Annotated in this window: 18 protein-coding genes and 1 pseudogene; 11 read left to right on the forward strand and 8 right to left on the reverse strand. The window is 64.4% G+C overall.

Annotation, left to right across the window (positions count from 1 at the left end; all coding sequences use genetic code 11):
- Window positions 1-104: 104 nt before the first annotated feature.
- Complete coding sequence (locus AB7M16_RS06105) at window positions 105-911, reverse strand: rhomboid family intramembrane serine protease (RefSeq protein WP_373569498.1); 807 nt, start codon at window positions 909-911, stop codon at window positions 105-107.
- Window positions 912-1,366: 455 nt separating this feature from the next.
- On the opposite strand from AB7M16_RS06105, the gene AB7M16_RS06110 reads away from it, so the two are divergent.
- Both AB7M16_RS06110 and AB7M16_RS06115 read left to right on the forward strand, forming a co-directional pair.
- Window positions 1,367-1,921, forward strand: a complete 555-nt coding sequence (locus AB7M16_RS06110) for a PAS domain-containing protein (RefSeq protein ID WP_212258135.1) — start codon at window positions 1,367-1,369, stop codon at window positions 1,919-1,921.
- Between the two features lie 50 nt (window positions 1,922-1,971).
- Window positions 1,972-2,478: a GNAT family N-acetyltransferase gene (locus tag AB7M16_RS06115; protein WP_453943385.1), complete on the forward strand. Its 507-nt coding sequence runs from the start codon at window positions 1,972-1,974 to the stop codon at window positions 2,476-2,478.
- Between the two features lie 432 nt (window positions 2,479-2,910).
- On the opposite strand, the gene AB7M16_RS06120 is transcribed toward AB7M16_RS06115, so the two are convergent.
- From AB7M16_RS06120 to AB7M16_RS06135, 4 genes and pseudogenes are all read right to left on the reverse strand, one after another.
- On the reverse strand, window positions 2,911-3,396 hold the full coding sequence (locus AB7M16_RS06120) for a phasin (RefSeq protein WP_246708693.1): 486 nt from the start codon (window positions 3,394-3,396) through the stop codon (window positions 2,911-2,913).
- 405 nt (window positions 3,397-3,801) lie between these two features.
- A pseudogene (locus AB7M16_RS06125) lies at window positions 3,802-5,729 on the reverse strand (DEAD/DEAH box helicase).
- A gap of 218 nt (window positions 5,730-5,947) precedes the next feature.
- A complete protein-coding gene (locus tag AB7M16_RS06130) occupies window positions 5,948-6,370 on the reverse strand; it encodes a VOC family protein (RefSeq protein ID WP_453943386.1) in 423 nt (140 codons plus the stop codon).
- 139 nt (window positions 6,371-6,509) lie between these two features.
- Window positions 6,510-7,661 (reverse strand): zinc-binding dehydrogenase, encoded by a 1,152-nt coding sequence (locus AB7M16_RS06135; protein ID WP_260379785.1) that lies wholly within the window; start codon window positions 7,659-7,661, stop codon window positions 6,510-6,512.
- 176 nt (window positions 7,662-7,837) lie between these two features.
- Between AB7M16_RS06135 and AB7M16_RS06140 the strand changes: the two genes are divergently transcribed.
- From AB7M16_RS06140 to AB7M16_RS06155, 4 genes are all read left to right on the forward strand, one after another.
- The gene (locus AB7M16_RS06140) at window positions 7,838-8,317 is read left to right on the forward strand and encodes a GNAT family N-acetyltransferase (protein WP_260379786.1); all 480 of its coding nucleotides are present in this window, start codon (window positions 7,838-7,840) and stop codon (window positions 8,315-8,317) included.
- A 301-nt stretch (window positions 8,318-8,618) separates the two neighbouring features.
- Window positions 8,619-9,836: an MFS transporter gene (locus AB7M16_RS06145; RefSeq protein WP_453947135.1), complete on the forward strand. Its 1,218-nt coding sequence runs from the start codon at window positions 8,619-8,621 to the stop codon at window positions 9,834-9,836.
- A 138-nt stretch (window positions 9,837-9,974) separates the two neighbouring features.
- Complete coding sequence (locus AB7M16_RS06150) at window positions 9,975-10,586, forward strand: PilZ domain-containing protein (RefSeq protein ID WP_025037137.1); 612 nt, start codon at window positions 9,975-9,977, stop codon at window positions 10,584-10,586.
- Window positions 10,587-10,916: 330 nt separating this feature from the next.
- The gene (locus AB7M16_RS06155) at window positions 10,917-11,543 is read left to right on the forward strand and encodes a transglutaminase-like cysteine peptidase (protein ID WP_212258130.1); all 627 of its coding nucleotides are present in this window, start codon (window positions 10,917-10,919) and stop codon (window positions 11,541-11,543) included.
- A 117-nt stretch (window positions 11,544-11,660) separates the two neighbouring features.
- Here AB7M16_RS06155 and AB7M16_RS06160 read toward each other — a convergent pair whose 3' ends face one another.
- Both AB7M16_RS06160 and AB7M16_RS06165 read right to left on the reverse strand, forming a co-directional pair.
- Window positions 11,661-13,421 carry a CYTH and CHAD domain-containing protein gene (locus AB7M16_RS06160; protein WP_453943387.1) on the reverse strand — a complete coding sequence of 587 codons (1,761 nt, stop codon included), beginning with the start codon at window positions 13,419-13,421 and terminating at the stop codon, window positions 11,661-11,663.
- A 177-nt stretch (window positions 13,422-13,598) separates the two neighbouring features.
- On the reverse strand, window positions 13,599-15,146 hold the full coding sequence (locus AB7M16_RS06165; protein WP_453943388.1) for an FAD-dependent oxidoreductase: 1,548 nt from the start codon (window positions 15,144-15,146) through the stop codon (window positions 13,599-13,601).
- Window positions 15,147-15,849: 703 nt separating this feature from the next.
- Between AB7M16_RS06165 and AB7M16_RS06170 the strand changes: the two genes are divergently transcribed.
- Window positions 15,850-16,827 (forward strand): Bug family tripartite tricarboxylate transporter substrate binding protein, encoded by a 978-nt coding sequence (locus tag AB7M16_RS06170; RefSeq protein WP_257187444.1) that lies wholly within the window; start codon window positions 15,850-15,852, stop codon window positions 16,825-16,827.
- Between the two features lie 38 nt (window positions 16,828-16,865).
- On the opposite strand, the gene AB7M16_RS06175 is transcribed toward AB7M16_RS06170, so the two are convergent.
- A complete protein-coding gene (locus AB7M16_RS06175) occupies window positions 16,866-17,573 on the reverse strand; it encodes a GntR family transcriptional regulator (protein ID WP_453943389.1) in 708 nt (235 codons plus the stop codon).
- 258 nt (window positions 17,574-17,831) lie between these two features.
- Between AB7M16_RS06175 and AB7M16_RS06180 the strand changes: the two genes are divergently transcribed.
- From AB7M16_RS06180 to AB7M16_RS06195, 4 genes are read left to right on the forward strand one after another with little or no spacing between them, the layout of a single operon-like run.
- Window positions 17,832-18,818 (forward strand): ABC transporter ATP-binding protein, encoded by a 987-nt coding sequence (locus tag AB7M16_RS06180; RefSeq protein ID WP_172783087.1) that lies wholly within the window; start codon window positions 17,832-17,834, stop codon window positions 18,816-18,818.
- A 43-nt stretch (window positions 18,819-18,861) separates the two neighbouring features.
- Window positions 18,862-20,151, forward strand: a complete 1,290-nt coding sequence (locus AB7M16_RS06185) for an ABC transporter substrate-binding protein (RefSeq protein WP_172783086.1) — start codon at window positions 18,862-18,864, stop codon at window positions 20,149-20,151.
- A 5-nt stretch (window positions 20,152-20,156) separates the two neighbouring features.
- Complete coding sequence (locus AB7M16_RS06190) at window positions 20,157-21,110, forward strand: ABC transporter permease (RefSeq protein ID WP_453943390.1); 954 nt, start codon at window positions 20,157-20,159, stop codon at window positions 21,108-21,110.
- 3 nt (window positions 21,111-21,113) lie between these two features.
- Window positions 21,114-21,992, forward strand: coding sequence for an ABC transporter permease (locus tag AB7M16_RS06195; protein ID WP_157333548.1), 879 nt, complete (start codon window positions 21,114-21,116; stop codon window positions 21,990-21,992).
- Window positions 21,993-22,000 lie beyond the last annotated feature (8 nt).

The following is a 22,000-nucleotide window of genomic DNA, read 5'->3' on the forward strand; positions in this document are numbered from 1 at the left end:
TCACGCTCGTGCGCTTTGCGAAGCATCGTCGCTAAAGACGTGTCGCTTCGGAACATTCTCGCCCGGAATGATGGATGAATTCGGGCTGCGTCGCAAGCGCCGCATCAGATACGGTCTGAAACGTCTCGTGATGACGCATCCGCAGCATCGCTTCGCACGCGCGGCACGGGATCGAACAGCGCGAACAACAGCAGGCCGGCGAAGAAGCCGCCGATATGCGCCTGCCAGGCCACGCTCGTGGTTTCGGCATCGATGCCGATCGCGCCCACGCCGAAGATGATGTTGACGCCGAACCAGACGGCGAGGAAGCCGACCACCCGCCCGTCGCGGAGCGCGCGCGACAGCGGCAGCGCCGGAACTTTCGCGGCGGTATCGGCATCCGATCGGCTGAACGACAGGAAGCTGCCGCGCACGAAGGCGAAGCGGATTGCGGCGGCCATCGCGCCCGATACCGAGGCCGAGGCGCCGATCATCGGCGCCACCGCATGCTCGTGGGTGACGAGATGGGCGAGCGCGCCGGCCGCCGCCGTCACTGCCAGGAAGACGAAGAACCTGACCGTGCCGAAGCGCCGCGCCAGCGCGCTGCCGAACGGCAGCAGCCACAGCACGTTGAAGCCGAGATGGGTGAGATTGGCGTGCAGCAGCGAATAGGTGACGAAAGTCCAGACCTTCGCCCCCGCCCCGCCCGGGATCTGCAGATTGAGCAGCGAGGAATCGTAGCGCTTCGGGATGAAGCCGAAGACGTCGATGGTCCAGTTCTCGAGTTCCGGCGGCAACAGCACCCGCAGATGGATCGCCGCCAAGAGCAGGACATAGGCGGTCAGCGCCGGAGGCAGCGTCAGGATCGGCTCGCGCGGAGCCTCCTCGTTGACGGCCGGCGCATCCGGCGACGAATCTTGCGGGGAATCCAAGGCAGCTTCGCTTTCAGGCGACATCGGAGCGACAGGCTTGGAGATAGTCGCCTTTGCCGTCCCTGCGCAAGTGCACAAAAGGAAAAGGCAGGGCCTGGGAAAGCCCTGCCTGTCCGTGTCGGTCTTCCGATGGCCGGAGAGATAAGGCGTATCCCCACCCCTCCCCGCGGCCCGTGACCAAACTGTTTGACGCCCTCAAGTACAGGCCCCGCCGAGAACCTGGAGAAAAGCGGCGAGGCTTGCGACCGCGATCACCATAGCAGGCGCGCGGCCGACACGAAGCGCATAGTTAATTTAACGTTAACGACGCAAAGACCACCTCAACGGGCGCGAAAACGCCCCCGCGGCATGGACGCTGCAAATCCCCTCCTGCACAACAACAGAAGGGATCGCGGGTGCACTGAAGCGGGACAGGTCTGTCTCTTCGAGGTCGCACCCCCGGCGAGCGTTCAGTCATGAAACATCCGTCGAGCCGCGCGTTCTTCGCGTATTGGGACAAGAAGCGCGGCACTGCACGGGCCCCTGACCGGGCCGACATCGATCCGGCCGCGGTCCGCGGCCTGCTCGGTGACATCTTCGTGCTGTCCTGCGAGCCAAAACTCGGCTTCCCGTTCCGCGTCGCCGGCACGCGCGTCTGCGCGCTGGCCGGAACAGACCTCAAGGACCAGAGCTTTGCGGCGCTGTTCACGCCAGCCAGCCGCAGCGAGATCGAGGAGATCACCACGATCGTCGCCGACGAGACGCTGGGCGCGATCGCCGGCGTCACCGCTGCGCGCGAGGACGGCAGCAAGGCGCATCTCGAGCTCCTGCTGCTGCCCTTCAACGCCCGCCCACATACGCCGGTGAGCGTCACCGGCGTGCTCGCGCCGTTCGACGACGAATGCGGCACGCTTTCCGCCTTCACCCTCACCTCCTGGCGCTACCTGCATCAGCCGGAGAAACTGCTGCCGCGCGCCATCCGGAAGTTGCAGATCGCACGCGGGCTGATGGTGTATGAGGGGCTGCGATAGAAGTCAGAAGTCGCGCGTCCCGGCTCGGCCGCGCAAGGATACGCACCGACATGAGCAAGCCGCATTGGCGTCCCGCGCGCGCCTCGGACCTCGCTGCAATCGGCGCGATTGCAGCACGCATCCATCCGGCGTTGCCCGAACGCGCCGAGGTGCTGGCGGAGAAGATGCGGCTATGTCCGGACGGCTGCGGCGTGCTCGATACGGACCAAGGCATCGTCGGCTACGGACTGGCGCATCCCTGGATGCAGTACCGGATTCCGCCGCTCGACGGCTTTCTGCAGGAATTGCCTAACGGCGCGGACTGTCTCTACGTCCACGACGTCGCCGTATTGCCGGACTTCCGTGGCGGTGTTGTGCGCGCTTATGTTGCCGATATCGAGAAGCTGGCGCGTGCGTCGGGCATCGCAACACTCGCGCTGGTCTCGGTCTACGGCACGCGGCCGCTATGGGAGCGCATGGGCTTTCTGGCCGTGACGGCGGATGCTGAGTTGCGCGCAAAGCTCGCATCCTATGGCGACGGCGCGACCTATATGCTGCGCGACCTCGCGGCGACGTAAGCCAACCCCCAGGGGGCGGCTCACGCCAACAGAAGCTCAACCGCTACAAGGTGATGAGCCCGAGGATCGATCCGGATTGTTTCGCAGGACGTCGTCAGGCCGCTTCACGCCGCCCCCGCGTCGAACTGCCTGCCCCCGGACTTGCCGTTTCGTAGACCCAGGCCTCCTTGGCAAACCACTCGTGCGTTGCCGCACACATCCCGCAATAGGTGCGAGAAAAGAATACTGCACTGCACCGAAATCTTTCGCGGTCCATCTCGATGCCGGTCGAAATGGCCCGGCCCGTTTCCGGGCACTTGATCATCACCATACCCATCTGATTTCCTCCAGCTCGGCATCCCTTCACGAAAAGGCGTCGCCGCCATCGGCCGGACGGCGTCTCTTCTGGCGAAGACGCTCGTCCAGCCGATTCACGCGGCCGATAGCCTCGATTCAGGCAGCCCTATGCAGAACCCGGTTGAAGCTCTTCTTGATCGGCTCGGCCGTCTCGGTCGCAACCTTCTGGGCAAGGTCCCAAAGCTCCCGGTTTTGGCCTGACGCCATTTCAAAGGTCCTGCGGCTGTGGGCGGTGGAGAGGTTCACGACATCCGCAAACGACCTTGCATCCGCGAGCTGGGACAGGAATTCCAGCGTGGAGCTGGTATTGATTTTCGATATTTCGATGACCTTGGTGCCGTAGTGGGCGGCATGCGTGGCATTGGTCGCACAGGCTTCGCGGAGAGCGTCGGTGATCTCCTCGGAAGCCGCCTTCATCTGCTCGAGATTTGCCTTGGCCCGCGCGGCGCCCTGCTCGGCAAGATCGCCGAAGATCCCCTGGATATTGAAAAACGGCACGTCGAACTTGAGCCTTGCGTCACCATTCCCACCCGCGGGAGTGGCATTCGTTTCGGCTTTCACATTGGCATCATTCATCGTCATTCCATCCTTTCACGCGAAACCAGATTGTTGGATTGAAGACTTTCAGAAGCTCCCGGGTGCGGGCCGCACCGGGAAACCAGTGCCCCTACTCTCAAAATGGAGGGATGCTGCTGATGAGCTGCTCTCGCCCCCTGCCGCCGACTATGACCAACCAGGATCGGACCTTCAGTTCGCTTTCAGACTCTCGACTTGATTAAATTCGATTCAAGCGACGACTCGCCGCAGGCGCTGCTATTGCCTCTTTGAAGTTGCCGAAAAGGCTTCTGCCAACTCGAGAAGGCGCGGGCTCGCAACGCGTCCGGATGGCGCCATGTTACCGATTGATTGCGAGTGGATGCAGCGCTCCATAGCGCAACGCGCGAGCCTTCGGCGGCACTAGTCAAGCCGTGGACGGAAAGCGGCAGATCAGCCCCGACGCTTCTTCTTCGCATTCTTTCCGGGCGCGCCCTTCACAGGCCATGGCGTAACCGACGGCTCTGCGTGGCCCGGCTTGTTCTTGTGCTTCTTTTTCTTTGCGAAAGAACGCGCATCGTCGAATTTCGGCGCGCGCTCGGCGTGAGGCTTGCTGCGTGGCTTGAATCCACTTGCCTCGCGCGGGCGATCATCGCGCCGTTCATGATGAGCGCCGGCCTCGCGCTGCGGCGCGCGAGAGCGCTCCCGGGGAGCTTCTTGGCGCTGCGGCGCATCCGCCATCGGCTCGATCCGGATGCTGTCTTCCTTGTCCGGACGCTTGATCTTCCCCGCAAAGGATCCGGCGACCCGCTCGGAGATCTCGAACTCGGTGGTGGTGTCCATGATCTTGATGGCGCCGATGTCGCGCTTGTCGATGCCGCCGCGGCGGCAGATCATCGGCAGCAGCCAGCGTGCCTCCGCGTTCTTGCGGCGCCCGATGGCGGCGCGAAACCAGACGCTGCCCTCAGCCATGCCGTGCTTCGACGCCTTCCCGGCCTTCGATCGCGGCTTGCCGCGGTCGTCGCCCTCTTCCAATCTATGACGTCCGCGTTCCGGCTTGCCGCTTCGCTCGCCGGGATCGATGATGTCCTCGGGCGACGGCAGCCGCGCGCGATAAAGCCGCGCGAGCGCGGCGGCGATATCCTCGGGCGAGCGCTCGGCCAAGAGCGCCTGCGCCAGGGCCAGATCGTCGGGCGTCGTCTCCTCCGTGAACAGCACGTCCTTCATGCGGGCGTGATCGAGCTTGCGGATGTCATCCGCCTGCGGTGCCGTGCCCCAGGCCGCGTCGATACCGGAGAGATTGAGCAACAGCTCGGCGCGCCGCCGCCGCGCCGGCGGCACCAGGAGAACGCTCGTCCCCTTCCGGCCCGCGCGCCCGGTGCGGCCTGAGCGATGCTGCATGACTTCGGCGTCGTTGGGCAAATCGGCATGAATGACGAGGTCGAGGCTCGGCAGGTCGATGCCGCGGGCGGCAACGTCGGTCGCAACGCAGACGCGGGCGCGGCCGTCGCGCAGCGATTGCAGCGCCAGGGTGCGTTCGTTCTGCGTCAATTCACCCGACAGCGCGACCACCGAAAAGCCGCGCTCCAGGAGCGCTGCCTGCAAATGCCTGACGGCATCGCGCGTGCTGCAAAACACCAGCGCGCTCGGCGCCTCGTAGAAGCGCAGCACGTTGACGACGGCATGCTCGACGTCGGCGGGCGCGATGCGGATCGCGCGGTATTCGATGTCGGCGTGGCCGCCCTCGTCACCGGCGACCTCGATCCGGAATGCGTCGCGCTGATATTGCCGCGCCAGCGCGACGATGCCGCGCGGAAACGTCGCCGAGAACAAGAGGGTGCGACGCGCCTGTGGCGTGGTCTCGAGGATGAATTCCATGTCCTCGCGAAAGCCGAGATTGAGCATCTCGTCGGCTTCGTCGAGCACGACCGCGGCGAGCTCGGAGATATCGAGGCGGCCGCGCCGCAGATGATCGCACAGACGCCCGGGCGTGCCGACGACGATGTGCGCGCCGGCGGCGAGCTCCCGCTGCTCGCGCCGCGGATCCATGCCGCCGACACAGGACACGACGCGCCCGCCGGCATGCCCATATAGCCAGGCCAGCTCGCGCTGAACCTGGAGCGCGAGCTCGCGGGTCGGCGCCACGATCAAGGCGAGCGGCGCGCGGCCGCTTGTGCGAACTGCTCGGCGTCATCGAGGATGTTCTTCGCGATGGCCAGACCGTAAGCGACGGTCTTGCCGGAACCGGTCTGGGCCGAGACCAGAAGGTCGCGGCTGGTGGCTTCATGAGCGAGCACCGCGAGCTGGACGGGCGTCAGTGAATCATAGTTCCGCTCGGCCAAAGCGCGGGCGAGCGGCGGGGTCAGGGCCGGAAGAGACACGAGATGGAGAACCTTGGTTGAATTCAGGCGCGCAAACGGTGAACCGGCGCCTAAAGCTGCGTGCGCGGCAAACGGCCCGGCCGCACGCTGGATTTGATCTGGGCGCTCTTTACGCCATGCGCCGGGAAATCACCATGGCTTTGATGCATGGCTTGACGGGGAGCCGCGCCTGAAGGTGGACAGGCGATTTCTGACGGCCTCCTGGATCCGGAGCCACCTCAGATCTCCCCGTACACCTCCAGCAAATTCCCGTCGGGATCGCGGAAGAACAGCGTGCGATGACCGAAGGACTGGTCCGTCGGCGGCGACACCAGCGCCACGCCCTGGCGCACGAGTTCATCGGCGCACGCGTCGACCTCAGCCGCAGAGACCTTGAACGCGAGCTGCAGCGAGGCGCTGCCCGCCGGCACTGGTGCATCACCTGAGGTGCGGCTCGGCCGTGCCAGCGCCAGCGTGTTGCTGCCGATGCCATACTCGATCCAGTTCGGCGACAGTTCGCGCGAGAGTGGAAAGGCGAGGACGTCCTCGTAGAAGCGGCGCATCGCCGCCATGTCGCGCACGAAGATGACGGTGTAGTCGATCGCGCGGATGGCGTTGAAGGGGGAGCGAGCGTGCTGGCCAGGTGTCTGCCGGTCCGTCATTTCGTCATTGATCCAAACTCCGACTCGTAGCCCGTATGGAGCGCAGCGGAATACGGGGAGTCGCGGGCGAGAATCCCGGATTGCGCTTCGCTCCATCCGGGAAGACTCGCGAAATATCTTGAGGCGCGGACGGCGCTGTCTACTCCACCAGCTCCGGCCACGGCACGATGGTCGACTTCACCGTCTTCATCGCCATCGCGTCCTTCACCGCCTGCGCAACGCCGGCTTCCGTGAACGGGTAGATCGTCTGCATCTTCAGCCACGGATATTTGTCACGCGTGCGGTAGAGCATGTCGACGCCGAGCGGGAGATCATTGCCGGTGAAGCCCCAGGATCCCAGCACGTTGAGGTCCTTGGTGCAGATGCGGTGCCAGGAGGTGTCGATCGAGCCGGCGTCGGTGAACTGGCCCATCTCGACATAGGTGCCGCCGTCGCGCAGCATCTCGATGCCTTCGGGGCCGGCGGTGGGATGTCCCGAGCAATCCATCACGAGATCGGCGCCGAAGCCGCCGACGATGTCGCGCACGCGCGCGATGCGCGCCTCGGGTGACTTCAGCTCCTCGATGTTCACGGTCGCCTCCGCGCCGAACTCGCGCGCCAGCTTGAGCCGCGGCTCCTCCGGCGCCCCTACGCAGATCACGCGCCCTGCCCCCATCTCCCTGGCGGCCGCGACCGCCAAAATGCCGATCGGGCCGGAGCCCTGGATCACCACGGTGTCGCCCCAGCTGAATCCGCCGGCGCGCGTGGCGCGATTGAAGGCGCGGATGCAGGATGTCAACGGCTCCGATAGCGCACCCAGGCGCAACGACATGTCGTCCGGCAGCTTGTAGATCTTGGTGCCCGGCAGCATCTCGAGATCGACATAGACATATTCGGCCCAGCCGCCCCACAAATGCGGCGGCTTGTCGAAGCCGAGATAGCGGCCGTAATAGACCGGCGTCAGGCACTTGTTCGCGGTTTGCGGATAATGGATGCAGTAATAGCAGCGGCCGCACGGCATCAAGGGCGGGATCATCACCTTGGAGCCGACTTGAAGCGGCTTGCTCATAAAATCCTCGGAAAATTCATCGCCGCATTCGACGATGATTCCGCCGAGCTCATGTCCCAGCGTGAACGGCCAAGGCAGCGGCTTCGGCCAGTGTCCTTTGAGGATGTGCAGGTCGGTGCCGCAGACCCCGCAGGCGCCGACCTTGATCAGTGCGGCCTTCCGGCCGACCTTCGGCCACGGCACGGTGCGGATGACGGGCTCCGAGCCGGGACCTGCGTGGGTGCAGACGCGGATTTGCTCCATGGTGTTTCCTCGCTGCCCGCTTGTTGTGTTTTGATGATGCGGGCTGAGGCGAAGCGTATGTGAGATGCGCGCTCGTGCCAAGGTGCGGCCTCGTAGCCCGTATGGAGCGCAGCGGAATACGGGGACGCGGCCCCCGGATTGCGCTACGCTCCATCCGGCCTACGAGGACAACGCTGATGCTACGCGACTATCAGCCGACGGATGCCGAAGCAATCGTGCAAGTCGCGCTGTCCGCGTTCGCACAATTCGAGCAGCACTATTCCGACTGGCCGCTGTTTACGGCCAACGTCGCGAAGATGCCGCTGCTTGCCAAGACAGGCGAGATCATCGTTGCCGAAGACGGTGGCCAGATCGTCGGCGCAGTCGCTTATGTCGGTGCGCAAGCGCCGAAGCCCGCGTTCTTCGAGCCGTCATGGCCGATCATCCGCATGCTGGTCGTCGATCCCTGTGCGCGCGGCAAGGGAATCGGCCGGCAATTGACCGAAGAATGCCTGCGCCGCGCCGAGCGCGACCAGTCGCCGGCCATCGCCCTGCACACGACGCAGATCATGACGGTCGCGGAGTCGATGTATCTGCGGATGGGATTTGTGAGGATCGGCGAGGCGCCGGATATTCTGGGCGTGCCGTATGGGGTATACGTGAAGTCGCTGGGTTAGCTGCGGCCACAGATACCGCCGTCATCCTGAGGTGCGCGCTGTTGCGCGCCTCGAAGGATGGGCTGCAGGCACCCGTGGTCCATCCTTCGAGGCTCTCCTTGCGACGCTGACGCATCGCAAGGCTCGCACCTCCAGCGACAGCCGCTTCGCGGTTGCGCGGGGATGGACGGCTGAGCATGTGGCGGCACTGCATGGCTGATGTTCGAGCACACCCAAGTGTCTTGAGCCTTCACCAGCGACCGTGTACGGACGGTTGAAGTCCCACCCAGGTGATCGCTTGAACCCCCTTCCCCAAAATCCCATGGTCGCGTCCGGCTCGTTCGCGGCGATGAGGTCCGTGCCCTACCGTCTGCAGTTCGCCTCTTACGTGTTGGCGATGATGGCGGACAATATCGAGCATGTGATCAGCTATTGGGTGGTGTTCCAGAAATTCCATTCGCCGACGCTCGGCGGGTTTGCCGTGCTGTCGCACTGGCTGCCGTTCCTGCTGTTCTCCGTCGCGGTCGGTGGCCTCGCCGACCGGTTCGATCCGCGCCGCATCATCCAGTGCGGCATGCTGCTGTTCATCGCCGCCTCCGCGGGTTGGGGCTACTTCTTCCTGACCGATACGATCCAGATGTGGCACGCGATGCTGCTCCTGGTCATCCATGGCTGCGCCGGCGTGCTCTGGCAGACCCCGAACCAGCTGTTGCTCTACGACCTCGTCGGCCCGGCCGATCTGCCGAGCGCGGTGCGGCTGAACGCGATGGCGCGCTATCTCGGCATCCTGGTCGGGCCTGCAGTCGGCGGCCTCATCATGCTGACGCTCGGTCCCTCGCACGGCATCATCTTCAACACGCTTTTCTATCTGCCGATGCTGCTCTGGCTGTTCTGGGCCCCGGTGCGGGACAAGAGCGTGGCGGCGCGCCGCTTCGCGGTGCGCGGCCTTGCCGACATCGTGCTGACCATCCGCGCCATCGGCACCCAACCGGTGCTGTCGGCGATGACGTGGCTTGCCGGCCTCACTTCCTTCATGATCGGCAACGCCTATCACGCCCAGATGCCGGGCTATGCCGGCGATCTCGGCCATGGCGATCCCGGCGTCTCCTACAGCGTGCTGCTCGCAGCAGACGCGGCCGGCGCACTGCTGGCCGGCATTGCGCTGGAATCCTGGGGACAGCTGAAGGGCACCCCGCGCACCGCGATCACGCTGGCGATGCTGTGGAGCGTGGCGCTGCTCGGCTTCGCACTGGTGCCGGTCTATCCGGTCGCGATCGCGCTATTGTTTTTCGCGGGCTTCTTCGAGCTCTCGTTCAACACCATGGCGCAGGCGCTGGTGCAGCTGAACGCGCCGCACGACATCCGCGGCCGCGTCGTCGGCCTCTACAACATGGCCGGGCTCGGCATGCGGGCCTTCAGCGGCATCACGGTCGGGGTAGCAGGCGCGGCGATCGGCATCCACTGGTCGCTCGGCCTGTCGGCCGCCGTGCTGCTGGCGCTGCTGTGCCTGCTGTATGGGCACAGGGCACGGACGGCGTGACGATCACTCCCCCTGATGTGGCTTTTCGAGCGCATCGTGTCTGTCCGCAACCGGCGCGCCCGATCCTAACGCGGCATTAACCCTATGCACCTTAGGGTCGTCCCGGACTCCGCCCGGGCGGGGGGTCGGGTGTTGGAAATGGCGTTAGCGAACAAAAAATTTCTTCCGGCCGCCGAGGAGCGCAGGCGCTTCCAGCGGGTGAAGGTGCACCTGCTCGGCCGCTACATGCTGCCGGACCGCCGGGAATTCCCCTGCCAGGTGATCAACATGTCGCCGGGCGGCCTCGCCTTGCTCGCCCCCGGCATCGGCAATGTCGGCGACCGCGTGGTCGCTTATCTCGACCATATCGGCCGCGTCGAGGGCAAGATCACCCGGATCATCGACAACGGCTTCGCCATGACGATCGGGGCGACGCCCAGAAAGCGCGACAAGCTCGCGGCACAGCTGACCTGGCTCGCCAATCGCGACATCCTCAATCTGCCGGAGGACCGCCGCCACGACCGTATCGTGCCGCGCAATCCGATCGCGGTGCTGACACTCGAGGACGGCACCAAGATGACCTGCCGCATCATCGACCTCTCGCTGTCGGGCGCGGCGATCGCTGCCGAGAACCGCCCGCCGCTGAAGTCGACCGTTCTGCTCGGCCGGGTCCAGGGCCGCGTGGTCCGAAACCTCGAAGACGGCTTTGCGCTCGAGTTCATGCACGAGCAGCCGGTGGAGACACTCGAAGAGAGCGTTACCGCGCGGTAAAGCGCCGGGACGCGAAAACCCTGATATTTCCAGGCTCGAAGGCGGCTTCCGCGATGCGGACGCCGCCTTTTTCACGTCCCGCGGCGAGCGGACAGCGGTTAACGGAGGGGCTGCAGATGAGCGCAAACAACGCTTCGCCCAGCGCGTCCGCGTTAACAGATAAAATTTGAATCAATTTCAGTCATATCGAATTTTACGCAAATTCTATTCAAGTATAGATCGAATTCGCCGCTCGTTTTACTTGTATTCGTCTCGACTTGACTTGGTCGACTTAGCGGCAACTCAAAAGCTCCGTGCGAAATGTGGTCCCAACAAGAAACGGGGGCCGCAATGTTTGACTTCAGGGGACAGGGGAAGGGACTGGCGCTGGCCGCCATGCTCTTCGGGATCAGCGCGGCAGCGCAGGCCGGCGAAGGCCGTCTGCTCTACGCGAGCCTCGGCGATACCACGCGTGCGCCGATCGGCTGGGTCGAGTTCTGCGCGGACAATGCTGCTCAGTGCCAGGGCGCGCCGCTGCAGCCGCGCGACATCGTGATGTCGCAGGCGGCATGGCGCGACCTCATCAAGGTCAATCGCTGGGTCAACGAGACCGTCAAGCCTCTGACCGACCAGGAGCACTGGGGCGTGATCGAGAAGTGGTCGCTGCCATCAGACGGTTACGGCGACTGTGAAGACTACGTGCTGTTGAAGCGCAAGATGCTGATGGATGCCGGCTGGCCGCGCCAGGCCCTGCTCATCACCGTGGTGCGCGACAAGAAGGGCGAAGGCCACGCGGTGCTGACGGTAAAGACCGACAAGGGCGAGTTCATTCTCGACAATCAGAACGAGAATGTCCTCGCCTGGACGGAGACCGGCTACCGCTTCGTCAAGCGCCAGTCGCAGGGCGATCCCAACGTCTGGGTCTCGCTGGGCGATACCAAGCCGGCGGTCTCCACCGCCAGCGCCAAAGATCAGTAGGAACGAGACAACAGGTTACGCGACCCGGTCACATCCCCACCCCTCCCCGTCCCAGACCGGTTCGCGCGCGCCCAGCCATCCCCCAATGGCTGGGCGCAACTTTTTGGGGCGACGCGATCAGCTCTGCTGGCCCTGGCGCGACCAGGGCACGCGCGCGGCGGTGAAATCCCGCCAACTATCCTGCAAGCCCTGCTGCACGCCGATCGATGCCCGCGCCTGCCAGCCGGCGATCGCGGCCGCCGCAATGGCGCTGTCGCGATCTTCGGAACCGAGCCCGTCGAGCAACGAGGCCGTCACCGCCATGTCGTTGAAGACGCCGAGCTCCTCCTGCAAGCCGGCGAGCCGGCGCGCGAATTTTCGGGCGGACTTGCGATCCTCGTACAGCGGCAGCAGGAACTCGCTGAGATAGCGCAGCCGCTTGGTGGCGAGCCGCAGGCGGTGCAGCTCGTTGACCGTGAGCGACTTGAAGCGGCGGCCGCGCTTGAGCACCTTGGCATACTGCTCGGACAGGACGCGCTGCGCGAAATTGACGGCGGGCTCGGCGAGCCGGCCGAGATCTTCCGGCGCGACGCCGTTGCGCCAGCCGCGCGTCTCGATCCAGCCGCCGAGGCCGATCAGGAAGACGGCACAGCGGCGATCATCGAGCGCATTGCGAGCCCTGCGATAGGCTTGCGCCTGACGCTGAGCCGCGACCTGCCCAAGCGCATCGAAGCCCGCGACCGAAGGACAGGCTTTTGCGATCGCCGGCAAGGTGGCGAGCTGGAACACGTCCCAGTCGCGCGCCGCGGACAGGCCTTGCGCCAGCCATTTGGCTTCCGAGCGCAGCGCATCGACGTGGCTGAGCGCGCCGACCGATCGCATCAGGTCGAGCGCAGACCGCAGCCGGCGCAACGAGACACGCAGCTGATGCACGCCTTCCGGATTGCGGCCGTCCTCGGCCGCCGGCAGCGATTGCAGCAGGTGCAGGAAGCAGGCGCGCAGGATGGTCGCGAAGGCCTCGTCGAGCGTCACGGAAGGATCGAGGCGAAGCTTGCGCGGCCGGCGCGCCGAGGGCGGCAGGTCCCCGGCAAGGTCGAAGCCGCGTGCGGACTTGCTGCGGATGGACGGCTTCACCGTTCCGTGCTCTGCAAGGCGCAGCGCGATCTCGTAGATCGCGCTCGGGCTGCCGCTCTTCAGCTCCAGCTCGATCTCGCTCACCGGCATTGACCTGCCGCCTGCGCTCAGCTCGCCCTGGTCGAAGGCGACCTCGACCGTGCCGGACGGCAGGTCGACGATGCGCGTGTGCCGATGCACATCGGCCGAGAACACCGCTTCGAGCGGTTGCGCGTCGAGATGGCCGCGGAGCTTGTCCGGAATGAACGGCATCGCCAAAGCGAAATCGGGCGCAAGCGACGGCACACTTGCTTCCCATTCGCCCCGACGCAACGGATCGTCCGCAACCTCGGTCTTCACGGTCTGCACGAAACGCGAGCCGCTCTGGCGGACGCGCAAGCTCAGGCCGGCGCGACGTAGCGCCCGCTCGGGCGTGTCGTAGTAGACGGATTTGAGGCGTTTGCGTGCGCCCTTGTTGCGCGCGTTCGCCGCGATGACGGGCGCTGCGCGGAAATCCGCCATGCGATCGGCATCGACGAGAAGCTTGAGCTCGATTTCACCGGCGGGATGAGCGGGCTGCGTTGGGTTCGGCGCGGGCGCCACATCCTGCGATGGCGTCTGCTCAATGGGAGTGCGCTCCTCGGCCGTCGCCGGTTCCACGCTGACTTCCTCTCGTTGCCCCAGGAAGCCGGTGCGGAGCTGCGTTCTCTTGGTGTTCCCAAGAGCAGGATTGGTTTCCGGCGCGCTCGGAGTCTTGCGAGCCGACGCAGCGTCTGACTTTAACATTTGCGGTAACATGACAGTTCAATGACAGGCGACAGGATATAGCCTGTACAGCCTGCGAGGACTAGTCACATCAGATCGGCGCGCATCATGATTCACATGCAGCTCGCCAGGTAAAAGCTGCAACCGTCGCGGCAAGCCCCTTTTATAGCCTGACCACAACACGCCGAGGGATGCCGGTCATTCTGCCGCTTCAAGATTGGCCGGCTTTTCAGCCTCGCCGAGCGGGGAAACCGCCGGGCCGTTGAGCGCGGTGCCATCGGGTGCAAACTGCGATCCGTGACATGGGCAATCCCAGCACTGTTCGAGTGAGTTCCAGTGCACGACGCAGCCTAAATGGGTGCAGCTCGCCGAATGCAAATGCAAATGTCCGCTTCGGTCGCGGCACGCCGCGATCTTCTTCAGGCCACTTCGGAAGAGACGCCCCTCGCCGGGCCGCAGATGTTCAGCGCTCGCGATTTCACTTGCGGTGAGATACTCCGCGAAGTTCTTGATAGGGGTGATGTTCTCGCTGATGAACTCGCCGATATTCCTCTGAATCTTCCGTGACGGAGCGTAGACGTCCTCCCAGGGACTGGCGCCGCTGGTGACGAGATCCGCGATCAGCATGCCCGCCACGAGTCCGTTCGTGATCCCCTGCCCGGAATCGCCGCTGACAATGAATACATGCTCCTCGTCGGGGCTGCGGCCGATGAAGCCGGCGAAATCGACCGGCTCCAGCACCTGACCCGACCACCGATGAGTGACCTCGCGCAAATCCGGCAATCGCTCGCGCGCCCAGCGCTCAAGCGCGTCAAGGCGCTGTACGCCATCATTTGCCTCACCCGACTTGTGATCTTCGCCGCCGATGATCACGATGTCCTCGTCGGCAGACAACGGCTGGAGGCGGACATAATGATAAGGATCGAGCGTATCCCAATAGAGCGCATCCTCCACGGCGCCGGCCGCAATCTTCGCGGCGAGCGCATAAGTGCGGTAAGGCGCCTGCTTGGTATGGATCGCCACCTGCACGTTGACGGGCGAGTTGGTCGCCACCACCACGTCGGCGGCGTGAACCTCGTAGCCTGAGGCGGTGGTCACGACCATGCTGCCCTGGCGTTGCTGGATGCTCTCGACGCAGGTGTCGGCGTAGAGCTGGGCGCCCCGGCGCTGCAGTGCGCTCGCCAGACCGGCGAGATATTTAGTCGGATGCAGGCGCGCCTGGCGCGGAAAGCGCAGCGAACGCGTCTGACCCCTGTCATGGAATGGTGTCGGCTCAAGGCGATTTTCGACCGGAATCTGCAGCTTGCGACAGCGGTCCAATTCACTATCCAGCTCGGATGCGGACGTTTCGGGTGCCTGTACCCAATAGCCATCGACGCGTTTGAAACCGCAATCGATGTGCTCGGCGCCCTGGATGGCCTCGACGCGATCGATCGCGGCAGCAACGCTCTGATAGTAACGCCGCGCACAGTCAGGGCCGCGGACTCGCACGAACGCATCGTAACCGTCATCGAGCGCGGTCGCCAGATGCGCCGTGGTGCGCGCCGTCATCCCGCTGCCGATGCGGCCACGATCGATGACTGCGACCGAACGTCCATGGCGGGCAAGTTCATATGCGACCGAAAGTCCGGCTATTCCGGAGCCGACCACGGCAACGTCCACGCCGACCGTACGCGACAGCACCGGAGCCTCCGCGACAGATACGTCCATCCAGAGGGACTGCGTGTGCTCATCCCGTACGTTCATGGCGCTGCTCCTCGAAACAACAAACGATGCAGCGGAATGACGGTTCCTACGTGCGCGGCCGAACGACACGCCAATGAGATAGCCGCATTCATTAGGAACCTTCACCGTGCTCAGGCTTGAACCGGCATGAAAGATCCATCACCCGGAATGCGAAGGGCATTGCGTCAGGCCCAGTTGTACGGCCACTTGCTCGTCCGAAACGACAGGCTGTATTACCCAGGAGGCAATCATCCGATCTGCTCAGTGCAGCTCGCACGAGAGATGGTCAGGTCGGGATGGATGACAAAACAGGACGGCGAATACGAAATCACGCCAGAGGGGCAGCTTGCCGCCGAGAGCGAACTCGGCCGCTGAGGAGCCAATGCGGTGCCCGCGCGCGGCTTGTCGCGCTTGGGGTCGGAGCGCGACTTGCTCGGCGGGCAGCCGGGATATGTTTGACTGATCCGGCGATTGCTTCATGGACGAGCAGCACGGTCCCCACAAAGAGCTGCCATGCCATTATTCCGTCCCAAGGAAGATCTCCGGCGCCGTCTCGCACTGGCCAGGCGCTCGCCGCCAACCTTGCTGCGGCAGGCCCGTCATCGTCGTCTGGAGACCGCCATTTCACCCAGTAAAATGTTGTTTCTATTTGCCTCCGCTCGTGTGACATCTCTGCCCGGCGACCGCAGGGCGCCCAAGACGCAGAGCGGAACGGGAGGGGCAAGTGAGGACATTCGTCGGAATATTGGGGGCTGCAATTACATGCCTTGTGATAGCGACCGCTGAAGGGTCCGCAGCCGAAGCCTGGCCCACCAGAGCCATCAAGATCGTCGTTTCGACGCCCGCCGGCGGCATCACCGATGCATTCGCCCGCGCCTATGGCGATTACATCTCCCAGAAGCTCGGACAGCCCGTCATCGTCGAAAACAAGACGGGGGCGAGTGGCGCGCTGGCAGCGCAATCGGTCAAGGAGTCGCCGGCGGACGGCCACACGCTGATGTACACGATCTCATCCACGTTGCTTGGAAACCGGCTGCTGCTGAAATCGCTGGCCTATGATCCGGACAAGGATTTCACGATCGTCTCGGTGACGCCATCGGGTCATCTTCCGCTGGTCGTCCATTCCGCCACCGGTGCAAAGTCCATCGAAGATTTCGTCGCCTATGCACGCCGTAACAAGGTCACGGCAGGCTCGTATGGGATCGGTTCGTTCGCACACATCGCGATCGCCGAGCTCAACCGCCAATATGGACTCGACATCTCCATCGTGCACTACCGCGGCGAAGCGCCAATGTGGCAGGACCTGGCGGCCGGCGTCATCCAGGCGGCGACCGGCAGCTATCAGGCTGCGCTTCCTGTCCTCGATACCGGCGTCGGCCGCGCGATCGCCGTTCCGTCACTGGTTCGCATGAAGAAACTGCCGGACACCAAGACGTTCACCGAGCAGGGGGTCACCGGCAAGGTGTTCCAGCTCACGAGCTTCACGACCCTGGTGGCGCCCGCTGCAACACCGCCCGACCGGATCGAACTGCTCGCCAAGCTCATGGTCGAAGGCGGCAAGACAGAGCGTGTCCAGAAGCTGCTCGACGCCTTCGGCGTCGACTCGCCGGCAATGGATCGCGCATCCTCGATCGCCCTCTACGAAAAAGAAGGGCCGGTCTGGCTGGAGTCGATCAAGAACCTCGGCCTGGAGCCGCAATAGCTCCCGGCTCGCCGGTCCCATGCCGACGCAAGCAGCCCTCAGGCCCCCAGCACATCCGCCAGCCGCAGCTCGTCGGCGGCGGGATCCTTCAGGAAAAGCTCTGCCTCGATCTCGTTCAGGTGCGACAGCATCAAGGCGCCCGCGCGCGCCTTGTCGCGCTTGCGGATCGCGGCGACGATCTCGGCGTGATGATCGGTGCCGCACGCCGGCGTGTCGTGGCGGCGGTAGAGCAGGATGATGAGCGAGGAGCGCGCGATCAGCTCCTTCAGGAAACCGACATAGATGCTGTGGCCGCTCATCTCGGCGACGAGGCGATGAAACTCGCCGGAGAGACGGACGGAGGCGCGCGCATCGCCGCGCAATTCCGCTTCACGCTCCTCATCAAGATGCTGGCCGAGGCGATCGAGCCAGGCCGGCGAGACCGCCTCGATGGCGTGATCGACGATGCTGGGCTCGATCAGCCGGCGCGCCTCGAACACCTCGCGGGCGTCGGCCGGGGTCGGGCGCGCGACGAAGGCGCCGCGATTCTTCTCGATGCTGACGATGCCCTCATGCGCGAGCTGCTGCAGCGCGGTGCGCACCAGCGTCCGGCTCGCGCCGTAGATGTCGCCGATCTCGTCCTCGCCGAGCTTCGTGCCGGGCAGCAGGCGATGCTCGAGGATCGCGGCGGTCACACCCTCCCGGATGCGGCTGACGCGATCGCTCGCATCGGGCGCATCGGGTTTCCGGCGGGTCTTGGCGGCCATGATTGTGAGGGCTCGATCGACGAACGTTCGGCCTGCAATGTTAGTCGACGAGCTGTATCCAATCACAGGCGAAACTTTATACAATCTTCGCCCGTTTTGTGTGCAGGTGACTGCACAGGCGGCGGGCGGACAAATTGGCCCGGAATCGATCTAACGATCTGACTCCGTTGCACAGTTTTGGAAATTCGCACTGTCGTTGGCTGTTGGCACGGACCTTGCGGAGAGAGGCGGGACGCATCGCCCCTCCTCGGATACGCCATGGCCATTCCCGCCGCTCTCGAACTGGTCGCCGTCACCAAGCGCTACGACGCCACGCTGGCGGTCGATAACGTCAACCTGAAGATCCCGGCCGGCACCTATTGCTGCCTGCTCGGCCCCTCCGGCTGCGGCAAGACCTCGACGCTGCGCATGATCGCAGGCCACGAGGCTGTGAGCGAAGGCGACATCCTCCTCGGCCCGCAGAACGTCACCGACCTGCCGCCGGCCGAGCGCGGCACCGCGATGATGTTCCAGTCCTATGCGCTGTTTCCGCACCTCTCCGTGATCGACAACGTCGCGTTCGCCTTAAAGATGCGCGGCATCGACAAGCCGACGCGGCACAAGCGCGCCGGCGAATTGCTCGAGCTGGTGGCGATGAGCCAATATGCAGGCCGTCTTCCCGCGCAGCTCTCCGGCGGCCAGCAGCAGCGCGTCGCGCTCGCCCGCGCGCTGATCACCGAGCCGCAGATCCTCTTGCTCGACGAGCCGCTCTCGGCGCTCGACCCGTTCCTGCGCGTCAAGATGCGCGGCGAATTGAAGCGGCTGCAGCGCGAGCTCGGCATCAGCTTCATCCAGGTCACCCACGGCCAGGAAGAGGCGATGGCGCTCGCCGACCACATCGTGGTGATGAACCACGGCAAGATCGAGCAGCAGGGCACGGCGCGCGACATCTTCCATCATCCCCGCACCGAATTCGTGGCCCGCTTCATCGGCGGCCACAACGTGCTCAGCGACGCCGGCAATCTCATCGCCGTCCGCGCCGATCAGCTCGGCATCGCGCCGTTCGCCGACGGCGCCTTCGGCGCGCCGGCGCTGCTGACCCAGACCGAGTACCAGGGCTCCTACATCGCCGTCTCGCTCACGCTCGACGACGGCACCGCCCTGTTCTCTCACGTTCCCGAGGCCACCTTCGACGTGCATCCGTTCCGTCCGGGCGATCGCGTCCTGGCGACCTGGGATCCCGCCAAGGCGCAACGCCTGCAATAGCACCCTTCACCACGGAAATGCGCAACACAGAGGAGTGAGCGAAATGACCGAGACGACCAGGAAGACCGGCGTCAGCCGCCGCACGCTATTGAAGGGCACCGCAGGTCTCGCCGGCCTCGCCGCCGGCTCCGGCGCGATCACCGGCTTTCCCTACGTGAAGTCGGCCGATGCGAAGGTGCTGCGCTATCTCGGCACGGCGGTGAACGAGGGCGACGACATCTCCAAGCAGTGCCTGAAGGACACCGGCATCAAGATCGAATACATCACCGCGACCACCGACGACGTCACCAAGCGCGTGATGACCCAGCCGAACTCCTTCGACGTGCTGGACACCGAATATTTCTCGCTGAAGAAGCTGGTGCCGTCGGGCAACATCCTCGCGCTCGACGCCAAGAAGATCAAGGAGTTCGACAACATCACGCCCGTCTTCACCAAGGGCGAGACGCCCGGCGGCAAGAAGATCGGCGGCCAGGGCACCGCGCCCTGGAAGGTGCTCTATCTCGAAGGCAAGGATTCCAAGAAGTTCGCGACGTCGGCCACCGAATTCGTCACGCTGATCCCGACCGTCTACAACGCCGACACGCTCGGCATCCGCCCCGACCTGATCAAGCGTCCGATCAGCACCTGGGCCGAGCTGCTCAACCCCGAGTTCAAGGGCAAGGCCTCGATCCTCAATATCCCCTCGATCGGCATCATGGATGCCGCGATGGTCGTGGAAGCCTCCGGCAAGTACAAATATGCCGACAAGGGCAACATGACCAAGGAAGAGATCGATCTCACCATGAAGGTGATGACCGAGGCCAAGAAGGCCGGCCAGTTCCGCGCCTTCTGGAAGGATTTTAATGAGAGCGTCAACCTGATGGCATCGGGCGAGACCGTGATCCAGTCGATGTGGTCGCCGGCGGTGACGAAGGTCCGTTCGATGGGCATCCCCTGCACCTTCCAGCCGCTCAAGGAAGGCTACCGTTCCTGGGCGTCCGGCTTCTGCGTCTCCAAGGGCGTCTCGGGTCAAAAGCTCGAATGGGCCTATGAATTCGTGAACTGGTTCCTGTCCGGCTTTGCCGGCGCCTATCTCAACCGCCAGGGCTATTACTCCGCCGTGCTCTCCACCGCGAAGGCCCACATGGAGCCCTACGAATGGGCCTACTGGATGGAAGGCAAGCCGGCCGAGAAGGACATCAAGGCGCCCGACGGCTCGCTGCTGGAAAAGGCCGGCGCGGTGCGTGACGGCGGCTCCTACGAGGACCGCATGGGCGGCGTCGCGTGCTGGAACGCCGTGATGGACGAGAACGACTACATGGTCCGCAAGTGGAACGAGTTCATCGCGGCGTAACGGACATGTCGGAAGAAGTCCTGCAACAGGCTACCCCGGGCTTGATCCCGGGGTCGGGCACAGCGCGCGCCGCAAAGCCGACGCGCCTGTCGCCGTCCTTCATCTCCTGGCTCCAGGCCGGGCCGATGATGCTGGTGTTTCTCGCCTTCTTCCTCATTCCGCTCGTCTTCGTCGTCATCGTCTCGTTCTGGGACTACAACGAATACCAGCTGCTGCCGGCTTTCTCCGGCCGCGGCTACACCGACACGTTCGAGGGCTGCATCGCGCAGCTTCCCGACCTCTGCACCATCGGCAAGACCTATCTGATGACGCTGAAGCTCTGCTTCATGGTCTGGGCCATCACTCTCTTCGTCGGCTTCTGGGTCGCCTACTTCCTCGCCTTCCACGTCAAGTCCAAGACCTGGCAGATGGGCTTGTCGCTGCTCTGCACGATCCCGTTCTGGACCTCCAACGTGATCCGCATGATCGCCTGGATCCCGCTGCTCGGCCGCAACGGACTCGTCAATTCCGGTCTGGTCAAGACCGGCTTGATCAATCATCCGCTGGAATGGCTGCTGTTCTCCGAATTCTCGGTGGTGCTGGCGCTGGTGCACCTCTTCACCTTCTTCATGGTGGTGCCGATCTTCAACTCGATGGTGCGCATCGACAAGTCGCTGATCGAGGCCGCCTATGACGCCGGCGCCACCGGTCTCCAGACCCTCGTCAACGTCATCATTCCGCTCGCCAAGCCCGGCATCGTGATCGGCTCGATCTTCGTCATCACCATCGTGATGGGCGACTTCATCACCATCGGCGTGATGGGCGGCCAGCAGATCGCCGCCGCCGGCAAGATCATCGAGACCCGGGTCAACGCGCTGCAGTTCCCCGCCGCCGCGGCCAACGCCGTGATCCTGCTCGCGATCACCTTCCTGATCATCACCATGATGTCGCGCATCGTCGACATCAAGAAGGAGCTCTAGAGCATGAAGGAAGGACGCCCGCGCTCGTTCTACGTGCTCGCGATCTTCTTCGCGGCCTATGTGCTGTTTCTCTACGGGCCGATGATCGCGATCTACGTGCTGTCGTTCCAGGGGCCGCAGGGCGGCCTCACCTTCCCGATGAACGGCGTGTCGACGTTCTGGATCGCAAAGCTGTTCCAGGGCACCGGCATCGTCGATCTCGGCGCCGCCTTCCGCCGCTCGCTGCTGCTCGGCATCATCGTGATGATCGTCACCGTCGTGCTGTCGGTCGCCGCCGGCATGGCGTTCCGCCGCAAGTTCAAGGCACAGAGCATCCTGTTCTACTCGGCGATCGCCAGCCTCATCGTGCCCTCGATCATCACCTCGCTCGGCATCTCGCTCGAGTTCCGCATCATCGACGACCTGATCAAGGCGCATTGGAACGAGAATTTCGAGACGTCGATGGGCCTGCTCACGTCCGGGCTCGGCGCGCACCTGACCTGGACGCTGCCGTTCGGGCTGCTCATCATGTTCGCGATCTTCAACCGCTTCGATCCGCGGCTGGAAGAAGCCGCGCGCGATCTCGGCGCGACACCGTGGCAGACCTTTCGTCACGTCGTGCTGCCGATCATCCTGCCCTCGGTGATCGGCATCGGCCTGTTCGGCTTCACGCTGTCCTGGGACGAGCTCGCGCGCTCCAGCCAGGCGATCGGCGCGGTGAACACGTTGCCGCTCGATCTGCAGGGCCTCACCACCACCGTGACCAATCCCGACATCTACGCGCTCGGCACCGTGATCTCGGCGGTCTCGTTCACGGTCATCACGCTTGCGCTCGGCACCATCCACATGCTCAACAAGCGGCAGGCGGCCAAGGGCTCGGATGCCGGCAAGGGACTTGTCTGAGAAGGCCT

This window comes from Bradyrhizobium sp. USDA 372, from assembly GCF_053629095.1.